The organism is Pseudomonas sp. NFX15, from assembly GCF_049132105.1.
GTDB lineage: Bacteria > Pseudomonadota > Gammaproteobacteria > Pseudomonadales > Pseudomonadaceae > Aquipseudomonas.
Map to the genome: position 1 here is coordinate 1 of NZ_JAFMPV010000049.1, position 9,396 is coordinate 9,396.

A 9,396-nucleotide genomic window follows, 5' to 3' on the forward strand; every position below is an offset into this window, starting at 1 on the left:
CCTTGTCGGCGTTACGGTTGAAAAAACCGGTGAGCTGCTCGCGGTACAGGCTCAGGGTGCGCGGAAAGTGGTCGAGTTCCTCCTCGATGCGGGCGATCTGATCCATCAGCGCACCGCAAAGCGGGAATTAGCAGGCAAAACGCGATCAAGCATGAACAACCCCGCGCACAGGACAATTGGCGCGAGGGACTTTGCGGAGGATCCGCCAGGAAAGAAGTCAGGAAAGGATGATGTTGATGTAGGGCAATTCGCTAAAGCAAAAACACGACATGAGGATTGCCCTCATGTCAGGTAGATCTGTCAGACCTATCGATTGAATCCGTAGGATTGCGCGCTGCCAGTTCGTTGAGCTTGATAGGCGCCAACGGATGGCCGGCCTTCGCCGCGATCGCCCAGAATCTCGCCGCCTCAAGCGGATCCGGCGCCTTGCGTGGCGTCCCGGCCAAACTGATCACGCCCACTTGATACGCGGCCTTGCCATCGCCCGCCAACGCCGCCAGGCGCAACAAACGCACGCCTTCCTCACGAGCACCCAGGCCGACGCCACGAAACGTCAGGATGTGCCCATAGAAGCTCTGGGCGCCGACATCGCCCAGGTTGGCCATGCGGGCGAACTGGCCCTCTAGCCAGCGCCAGCCACGTGGCTGACGGACGAACCACGACCAATGAAACAAGCGCCGGGCGAGCCAGTAACCGGCTCGCGCCTTGAGTTTCAAGAACACTCAGGCCTCCGCCGATTCCGGGTATTCGTACTCAAACACCCGCACCACTTCCGAGGCGTGCCATGACGCTGCAGCCACGCCGTCGGACGGCCCGGAGAAACGTCCCAGGCGTTCGACACATTCAAAGAATCCAGTGCGCGGCAGGCGGCTCGCGCCTTGGCTGATCACCAGTGAGCTGCGCAATGGCTGCTCCGCCTTGGCGTCCAGGGCCGCCAGATGCTCAAGAGCGGCCGTCAGGGTCTGCATGGCCGGGGTCGGCAGCTGCAGACGTTCCAACAACGCACGGTACGTCAACAAATGGCGCTGGCGACGCGCCTGATCCAGTTCGCCCAACAATCCGTCCCAATGCTGACGACTGATGCGTACGCTCACGATTCATCCCTCCACCCTGGCACCGTCAATTCCCAGGCAAGGCTACGGCGAATCGCGGCGTCGGGCAGACGCTCGCCACTTTCGATCATGGCCAGGTAAGACGGGCTGATGCCTACCGTGCGGGCCAGCGCCTCGATGGCGATGCCCTTCCCTTCGCGCAAACTGCGTAGTTGATCCAGACCCGGAAGAATCGCGTCTGGTGCTGCCGCCTGTAGCTTCGTGGCTTCGGGCGATGCTTGCTCCTTGATGCCTGCTGCTTTCAGTAACGCCTGATACTGAGCCCATGGCAGAACCGCATATTCGGGCTCGCCTTCGCGTGTAATTATCTGAATATCCATGACTACCCCGTAGGACAAAAACACTTAGCGAGTCGGCACTTTTCCCTAGAAGTGTAATCCTAACAGCGGCCAAGGTCGCGGGGGGTATCAATCTGCGATCAGGTCGCATTCGACTCAGCGTTTTTTCGGGCCTTGCAGTTGCAGTTGCTCGGGGGTCGGCGGCAGACGTTCGACCACGGCGAGCTTTTCTGGCACCTGTCGATTACGCCAGGCGCGGAAGGCGGTGAGTTCGTCGTCGAGGACTTTCATCAGCCAGGCCAGCACCGCGATGTCATCGAGCATGCCGAATACCGGAATGAAATCCGGGATTGCATCCACCGGGCTGAGGAAGTACATCAGGCCCGCGACCACCGAAATCAGGGCCTTGGGGCTGATGGCGCGATACTCACCACGCCAGTAGGCCAGGCAGAGCGACTGCAACAGCCGCAAGTCATCCTTGACCTTGCCCAATCGATAGCCCTGGCTCGCGCCTTTGCTAGCGACAGCGAATAGCAGGGTGGGTAGTCGGCCGCGTGCCAACAGGCGTCCGGCCAAGGGCAGGAAACGAGCGAAATTCCAGGGTGCTTTCATCATTCCTCCCGTTGAAATGTTATCCACACAAATTGTGGATAACCTTGTGAACAGAGCTGCTTTTCATCGCTGAAAGCCCCGTTTTACAAGGCCTGCGTTCAGATCGGGCGTTTTTTACTCATCAAAAAAAACCCATAATTTCATTGACTTGGCGGCCGTGTGCGTCTACCGCCAACACGCCTATGCCTAAGACTCCGGTCTAGAGCGTCTGTTCGATTTGTTTACCCGTACCGAATGCCAGATGCAACAACGCCCCGCATAAGCGAGGCGTTGTCAGCGAAGCAGGCGCTGTTACTTGGCAGCGGCGTCTTCTTTGGCTGGATCCTTGATGGCCAGCAGTTCCAAGTCGAAAACCAGAACCGAGTTGGCCGGAATCGCCGGGCTTGGGCTTTGTGCGCCGTAAGCCAGGTCAGCCGGGATGTACAGCTTGTATTTCTCACCAACGTGCATCAGTTGCAGGCCTTCGACCCAACCCGGGATCACACCGCTCACTGGCAGGTCGATCGGGCTGCCGCGTTCGACGGAGCTGTCGAACACGGTGCCGTTGGTCAGCTTGCCGGTGTAGTGAACGGTCACCACGTCAGACGGTTTTGGCTGAGGGCCATCGGCTTTCTTCACGACTTCGTACTGCAGACCCGAAGCGGTAGTGGTCACGCCGGCTTTCTTGCCGTTTTCTTCGAGGAATTTCTTGCCGGCAGCAGCCGACTCTTCGCTCATCTTGGCCATACGTTCTTCGGCACGTTTTTGCAGTGCGGCGAACGCTTCAACCAGGTCTTCGTCCTTGAGTTTCTGTTCTTTCTTGCCGACGGCATCTTCGATGCCCTGGGCTACAGCTTTGGAATCCAGGTCGTCCATGCCTTCCTGAGCCAGGCTCTTGCCCATGTTCAGGCCGATTCCGTAGGAAGCTTTTTGCGCCGGAGTTTTCAGCTCTACGCTGGTCTGCGAATCACAACCCGCAAGTACCAGGCTAACCAGGGCCACCGCCGCCGCCAACCGATGCTGTTTCATGCTATTTCCTTGTTCATGCGCCTAAAGGGCAATCGAGTAAAGCCGCGAGCTTATCAGGCCGCCACGACCAATGGCTACCGGCATGAGAGCCCGAATCGATTGATAAGTTCAGGTGTTTAAACGCATTTCACATTTCGGCTGATGAAGCTTCTTTCATCCAGCTCCGACAGCGGCTGGTTCCGGAACCTACAACATCTGGCGTAATGGCCTCTTGCCCCACCCCGGACGCTCGGGCATAACGGCAAGATAATTCGACAAGGATGTTTATCTTGCGCCATCTCCTTCGCCTGCTGGTTTTCGTCGCCGCACTGCTAGGGCTGGTCCTGGCCGTGGTGCTTTACTACGTCGCCAACCCGAAGTTGCCGGCCTGGACACCTGCCGAACAGGTACATTACCTGGAGCAATGGAGCGCCGCCGACCGGGAAACCTATTACTTCACGCCCCAAGGCACGCAGGTCAAGGGCCTGCGCTACGACTGGTTCACCGCCCTCGAACTGCCCTTCTCGCAACAACGCTTCGCCGCTCCCGAGTACCTCGCTCGTTTCGGTTTTCTGGTGGACCCTGGCCAGAAAGCGAGTGCAACCAACCCTGGCAATCTGCCTGTTGGCTTTACCCAACACCAAAATGCCGGGAACACGGGGCGGTTTCTGGACATCACCTGCGCGGCCTGCCACACCGGTGAACTGCGCTTCAAGGGGCAAGCCGTGCGCATTGATGGCGGCTCGGCGCAGCATGTGCTGCCGTCCAGTGTTCCTACGCTCAAGGGTGGCAGTTTCGGACAAGCCTTGGTCGCCAGCCTGGTGTCGACTTACTACAACCCATGGAAATTCGAACGTTTCGCACGCAACGTGCTGGGCCAGGACTACGACACGCAGCGCCAACAGCTACGCAAAGACTTCAAGGCTTCGCTGGATACCTTCCTCAAAGTGGCCTGGAATGACACCCATCGTGGGCTCTATCCGACCGAGGAAGGACCGGGGCGTGCAGACGCCTTCGGGCGCATCGCCAATGCGAGCTTTGGCGACGCGATTTCCCCCGAGAACTATCGCGTGGCCAATGCCCCGGTGGACTATCCGCAGTTATGGGACATGTGGACGTTCGAATGGGTGCAGTGGAACGGCTCGGCGAAACAACCAATGGCGCGCAACATCGGTGAGGCCCTGGGGGTCGGCGCCACCCTGGATTTCTTCGACAAAAACGGCCAACCGCTGACCGGTGATGCCCGTTATCCCTCCAGCGTTCGCGTGCGTGATCTGCACCTGATCGAAGAAACCCTGCAACGCCTTGCACCACCTGCCTGGCCAGAAGACTTGTTGGGCGTGGTCGACAAACCGCTGGCGGCCAAGGGACGCATCCTGTTCGCCGAAAACTGCGCGGGCTGCCATGTACCGCGGATCACTCCGGGCAAAGAGCGAAACGTTCAACACCTGAAAATGGTCCCGGTGGAGTACATGGGTACCGACCCCGGCGCGGCCAACAACATTGCCGACCATCGCTTCGACCTCACAGCGCTTCAATGGAAACAGGACGAACTGGAAAAACTCGATGTAGAGCCCAAACCCACCGAGCCACTGGACTTGAGCAGGATGTCCGTGGCGAAGGGATTGGCTTACGTCACGGCATTTGTCCGCGACCGTGCCTATCAAGACGCCAACATCCCCCCTGCCGAACGACCGCAAATGGATGGATTCGGCTTGCCGATTGGCGTGCGTGAATTACGCGCGTACAAAGCCAGGCCATTGGCGGGCGTTTGGGCGACGCCACCGTTCCTGCACAACGGTTCGGTGCCGAGTATTTATCAATTGCTGTCGCCTCAGGATGAACGGGCGACCACGTTCTACAAAGGCACGTTCGAATACGACCCGCGGCATCTGGGTTATCGCACCGAGGCCTTTGCCAACGGGTTTCAGTTCGACACGGGGATCACCGGCAACCACAACAGCGGTCACGAATTCCGAGCCGGCAAACTCGGCAATGGCGTCATCGGCCGCGGCTTGCTGCCGGAGGAACGCTGGGCGCTGCTGGAGTATCTGAAAGTGCTGGGCGGCCCGCTGGAAGCGCAACTGCCATGACTAAAACCTTTATCAAAGGGACGCTCCCATGCTGATAACACTCTGGTTGCGCCTGGGCGCTTGTCTCGGCAAGTTGCTGCTGTGGCTAGTGGGGCTCGGTGTGCTGGGCTGGGCCTTGGGCAGTGCCTGGTTCGCCTGGCAGCATCGCGGGCCGGTCTCGGCGCAGGAGTTGATTCCCGACGGGGAAGCGGCGATGACCCAGGACGTCATCCAGACCGCCGTGCGCATCGTCGATCAGCACCGTGAAAGCACTCGATACCTGCGCGACGCCCATGCCAAGGCCCACGGTTGCGTAAAAGCCGAAGTTCAGGTGTTGCCGGAACTGGCAAGCGACCTGCGCCAGGGTGTGTTCAGCGAACCGGGGAAAACCTGGCAAGCGACGATGCGCCTGTCCAACGGCAATGCCTACCCGCAGTTCGACAGCATCCGCGACGCCCGGGGCATGGCGATCAAACTATACGAGGTGCCGGGCAAACAACTGTTGGACGATCAGCCGGGACGAGCCGAGCAGGACTTTGTGATGTTCAGCCACCCGAACTTCTTTGTCAGTAATGTCGCTGAATACCGTCAGAACGTCGCCGCCCAGGCCGACGGCAAAAAAATGATGGCGTTCTTCCCAGGCTGGGACCCGCGCAGTTGGCACGTTCGCCACCTGTTTATCGCGCTGGCGACACTGTCCCCCGCCCCGTCGAGCCCGACCCAGACGACGTATTTTTCGGTATCGCCCTACAAGTTCGGTGACGCCAACGCAAAATTCCGGGTTACTCCCGATCCGGATAGTTGCCCGGCCTACAATCTGCCGGAACAAAATCGTAAGTTGCCGAATTTCCTGCGCAACGCGCTGTATCAACAGCTGTCGACCGACCGGATGCCTGCGTGTTTCGCCTTGCAAATCCAGCGGCAGGACGCCAACCGGTATATGCCGATTGAAGACACTAGCATTGAGTGGCGTGAAAGCGATGCGCCTTTCGAAATGGTGGCGCGAATCAAGGTGCCGGCGCAGGATTTCGATACACCGGCGCTTAACCTGCAGTGTGACAACCAGTCGTTCAATCCCTGGTTCGGCATCGAGGCACATCGCCCGATTGGCGGGATCAATCGCTTGCGCAAAGCCGTGTATGAGGCCGTCAGCGACTACCGGCACAGCCGCAACGCCGGACTGTAGGAGCGAGCTTGCTCGCGAAAAACCTTAGGCCAGCGCTGGGCATCTGGATTTGCGCGTGATCGTACACGACCTTCGCGAGCAAGCTCGCTCCTGTACAAAGCCAAACGCCAGCCAGCAAAAAGCCCGCACAAGGCGGGCTTTCTGTGGTGACCTGGCGTTCAGTGTTCCAGGTGACCGAATATGGCGCAGCGGACGGGACTCGAACCCGCGACCCCCGGCGTGACAGGCCGGTATTCTAACCGACTGAACTACCGCTGCGCTAAACGCTTGAAACGAATGGTGGGTGATGACGGGATCGAACCGCCGACATTCTGCTTGTAAGGCAGACGCTCTCCCAGCTGAGCTAATCACCCTTCGCTTCGGTGTGGCGCGCATTCTACGGAGCGACCCAACCTCTGGCAAGCACTTTTTAAAATAATTTTCCGAGTCCTTCCAAAGGCTTAGAGAAAGGTTGGCCTATGGCACGGCGAAGACAATAATGCCCCCCTTTGTATAAAGGAGAGACTCACCCCATGTGGTTCAAAAACCTGCTTATCTATCGCCTGACCCAAGATCTGCCTGTTGATGCCGAGGCGTTGGAAACTGCACTGGCCACCAAACTGGCGCGCCCCTGTGCAAGCCAGGAGTTGACCACCTACGGTTTCGTCGCGCCGTTCGGCAAAGGCGAAGATGCGCCACTGGTGCACGTCAGCGGCGACTTCCTGCTGGTATCGGCGCGCAAGGAAGAACGTATTTTGCCGGGCAGCGTCGTGCGTGACGCGGTCAAGGAAAAGGTCGAAGAGATCGAGGCCGAGCAAATGCGCAAGGTCTATAAGAAGGAACGCGACCAGATCAAGGATGAAATCATCCAGGCTTTCCTGCCGCGAGCCTTTATCCGTCGCTCGTCGACCTTCGCCGCCATCGCGCCGAAACAGGGACTGATCCTGGTCAACTCGGCCAGCCCGAAACGCGCCGAAGACCTGCTGTCGACCCTGCGCGAAGTGATCGGCACCCTGCCGGTGCGTCCGCTGACGGTAAAAATGTCCCCGACGGCAACGATGACCGAGTGGGTCACCACGCAGAAAGCGGCGGACGATTTCTTTGTGCTGGACGAGTGCGAATTGCGCGACACCCACGAAGACGGCGGCATCGTGCGTTGCAAGCGCCAGGACCTGACCAGCGAAGAAATCCAGTTGCACCTGAGCACCGGCAAAGTGGTCACTCAGCTGTCGCTGGCCTGGCAGGACAAACTGTCGTTCGTCCTCGACGACAAAATGGTGGTCAAGCGCCTGAAGTTCGAAGACCTGCTGCAAGACCAGGCGGAACAGGACGGCGGCGACGAAGCCCTGGGCCAACTGGACGCCAGCTTCACCCTGATGATGCTGACCTTCGGCGACTTCCTGCCGGCGCTGGTTGAAGCATTGGGTGGCGAAGAGACGCCGCAGGGCATCTAACCCAACGGTGAGCTGTAGGAGCTGGCTTGCCAGCGAAGAGGCCGACAAGCCATGCACAGGTCATAACGACGCCTTCGCTGGCAAGCCAGCTCCTACATAATCCCTCGTATTTCTAATATTAAGGATCAGGCCATGCGCGCACTGGCTGCATTGAGTCGTTTTGTCGGCAACACATTCGCTTACTGGGTCCTGATTTTCGCGGTCCTGGCATTCCTGCAACCGGCGTGGTTCCTCGGCCTCAAAGGCGCCATTGTGCCCTTGCTGGGGCTTGTGATGTTCGGCATGGGCCTGACTCTCAAACTCGAAGACTTCGCCGAAGTCGCTCGCCATCCATGGCGCGTGGCCCTGGGCGTGGTTGCACATTTCGTGATCATGCCCGGCGTGGCGTGGTTGCTCTGCCAGGCGTTCCACTTGCCGCCGGAAATCGCCGTCGGCGTGATCCTGGTCGGATGCTGCCCGAGCGGCACATCGTCCAACGTGATGACCTGGCTGGCCCGCGGCGACCTGGCGCTGTCGGTGGCCATCGCCGCCGTCACCACCCTCCTCGCCCCGTTGCTGACCCCGGCGCTGATCTGGTTGCTGGCCTCGGCCTGGTTGCCGGTATCGTTCACGGACTTGTTCTGGTCAATCCTGCAAGTGGTGTTGTTGCCCATTGTGCTGGGCGTGCTCGCGCAACGGCTGCTGGGTGACAAAGTGCGCCATGCGGTGGAGGTTTTACCGCTGGTTTCGGTGGTGAGCATCGTGATCATCGTCGCCGCCGTGGTCGCCGCCAGCCAGGCGAAGATTGCCGAGTCGGGCCTGTTGATCATGGCCGTGGTCATGCTGCACAACAGCTTCGGCTTTTTGCTGGGTTATTTCACCGCACGCCTGTTCAAGTTGCCCCTGGCCCAGCGCAAGTCCCTGGCGCTGGAAGTCGGCATGCAGAACTCCGGGTTGGGTGCGGCCCTGGCCAGTGCGCACTTCTCGCCGCTGGCGGCAGTACCCAGCGCATTGTTCAGTGTGTGGCACAACATTTCCGGGGCATTGCTCTCGACGTATTTCCGCCGCATGAGCGAGAAGCAAGATCGGCAAATGGCAGCGCAACAGTCCGCTGACTGATTTGTGATCTTGATCCGCGATCTTGATCCGCGATCTTGATCCGAAAACTTGATCCCCGGGTTAATGCTGGGCAGTATATTGCGCCTCGCGAGGACGACCTCGCGGCTCGATCGAGTCATTAATCAGGGGACGACCCCGTCAGACGATGGAGGTCTTCATGTCCTGGATCATTCTGTTTTTCGCCGGCCTGTTCGAAGTGGGCTGGGCCGTCGGCCTCAAGTACACCGACGGTTTCACCCGCCCGCTCCCGACCGTGTTGACCGTTGCGGCCATGGCCATCAGCCTTGGCTTGCTGGGCCTTGCCATGAAGGAATTGCCTCTGGGTACGGCGTATGCGATCTGGACCGGGGTTGGCGCGGTGGGCACGGTGATCGCCGGGATCATTTTGTTTGGCGAATCCATGGCGCTGATACGGTTGGCGAGTGTCGCGTTGATCATCGCCGGGTTGGTTGGCCTGAAGGTCAGCGCCTAGGCCGCTGACGCCTTCGCTACAAGCCAGCTCCTATGTATGGACTCGCCCCCACTGTCTACCCGCTTTTGAAAAACCGCTGCCCCGTTGCATCTATGTATTAGGCCTATTCGTGGAAGCCGTCTTCGGCTTCTGGCCAAAATTGGAAA

At 59.4% G+C, this 9,396-nt stretch carries 10 protein-coding genes and 2 tRNA genes; 5 read left to right on the plus strand and 7 right to left on the minus strand.

The features are described from left to right. Positions 1-287: 287 nt before the first annotated feature. From J1D76_RS27610 to J1D76_RS27630, 5 genes are all read right to left on the minus strand, one after another. Positions 288-722, minus strand: a complete 435-nt coding sequence (locus J1D76_RS27610; RefSeq protein ID WP_421141524.1) for a sel1 repeat family protein — start codon at positions 720-722, stop codon at positions 288-290. Continuing rightward, positions 723-1,094: a hypothetical protein gene (locus tag J1D76_RS27615; RefSeq protein WP_003223109.1), complete on the minus strand. Its 372-nt coding sequence runs from the start codon at positions 1,092-1,094 to the stop codon at positions 723-725. After that, positions 1,091-1,432 (minus strand): helix-turn-helix domain-containing protein, encoded by a 342-nt coding sequence (locus tag J1D76_RS27620; protein ID WP_421141525.1) that lies wholly within the window; start codon positions 1,430-1,432, stop codon positions 1,091-1,093. The genes J1D76_RS27615 and J1D76_RS27620 overlap by 4 nt, the downstream gene beginning before the upstream one ends. Before the next feature lie 114 nt (positions 1,433-1,546). After that, the gene (locus tag J1D76_RS27625) at positions 1,547-2,002 is read right to left on the minus strand and encodes a YkvA family protein (protein WP_421141526.1); all 456 of its coding nucleotides are present in this window, start codon (positions 2,000-2,002) and stop codon (positions 1,547-1,549) included. Positions 2,003-2,293: 291 nt separating this feature from the next. Further along, positions 2,294-3,010, minus strand: coding sequence for an FKBP-type peptidyl-prolyl cis-trans isomerase (locus J1D76_RS27630; protein ID WP_421141527.1), 717 nt, complete (start codon positions 3,008-3,010; stop codon positions 2,294-2,296). Between the two features lie 269 nt (positions 3,011-3,279). Between J1D76_RS27630 and J1D76_RS27635 the strand changes: the two genes are divergently transcribed. After that, complete coding sequence (locus tag J1D76_RS27635) at positions 3,280-5,082, plus strand: di-heme-cytochrome C peroxidase (protein ID WP_421141528.1); 1,803 nt, start codon at positions 3,280-3,282, stop codon at positions 5,080-5,082. Between the two features lie 28 nt (positions 5,083-5,110). Further along, positions 5,111-6,247, plus strand: a complete 1,137-nt coding sequence (locus J1D76_RS27640; RefSeq protein ID WP_421141529.1) for a catalase family protein — start codon at positions 5,111-5,113, stop codon at positions 6,245-6,247. A 181-nt stretch (positions 6,248-6,428) separates the two neighbouring features. Here the strand turns inward: J1D76_RS27640 and J1D76_RS27645 are convergent. Both J1D76_RS27645 and J1D76_RS27650 read right to left on the minus strand, forming a co-directional pair. Beyond that, positions 6,429-6,505, minus strand: a tRNA-Asp gene (locus J1D76_RS27645). Positions 6,506-6,524: 19 nt separating this feature from the next. Next, positions 6,525-6,600, minus strand: a tRNA-Val gene (locus J1D76_RS27650). Positions 6,601-6,759: 159 nt separating this feature from the next. On the opposite strand from J1D76_RS27650, the gene rdgC reads away from it, so the two are divergent. The 3 genes from rdgC (at position 6,760) to sugE (ending at position 9,250) form a co-directional block, all read left to right on the plus strand. Continuing rightward, positions 6,760-7,680, plus strand: a complete 921-nt coding sequence (gene rdgC / locus J1D76_RS27655) for a recombination-associated protein RdgC (RefSeq protein WP_007969735.1) — start codon at positions 6,760-6,762, stop codon at positions 7,678-7,680. A 132-nt stretch (positions 7,681-7,812) separates the two neighbouring features. Continuing rightward, positions 7,813-8,778: a bile acid:sodium symporter family protein gene (locus tag J1D76_RS27660; protein ID WP_421141530.1), complete on the plus strand. Its 966-nt coding sequence runs from the start codon at positions 7,813-7,815 to the stop codon at positions 8,776-8,778. A gap of 157 nt (positions 8,779-8,935) precedes the next feature. Further along, a complete protein-coding gene (gene sugE, locus J1D76_RS27665; protein ID WP_421141531.1) occupies positions 8,936-9,250 on the plus strand; it encodes a quaternary ammonium compound efflux SMR transporter SugE in 315 nt (104 codons plus the stop codon). The last annotated feature ends 146 nt before the right edge of the window (positions 9,251-9,396 follow it).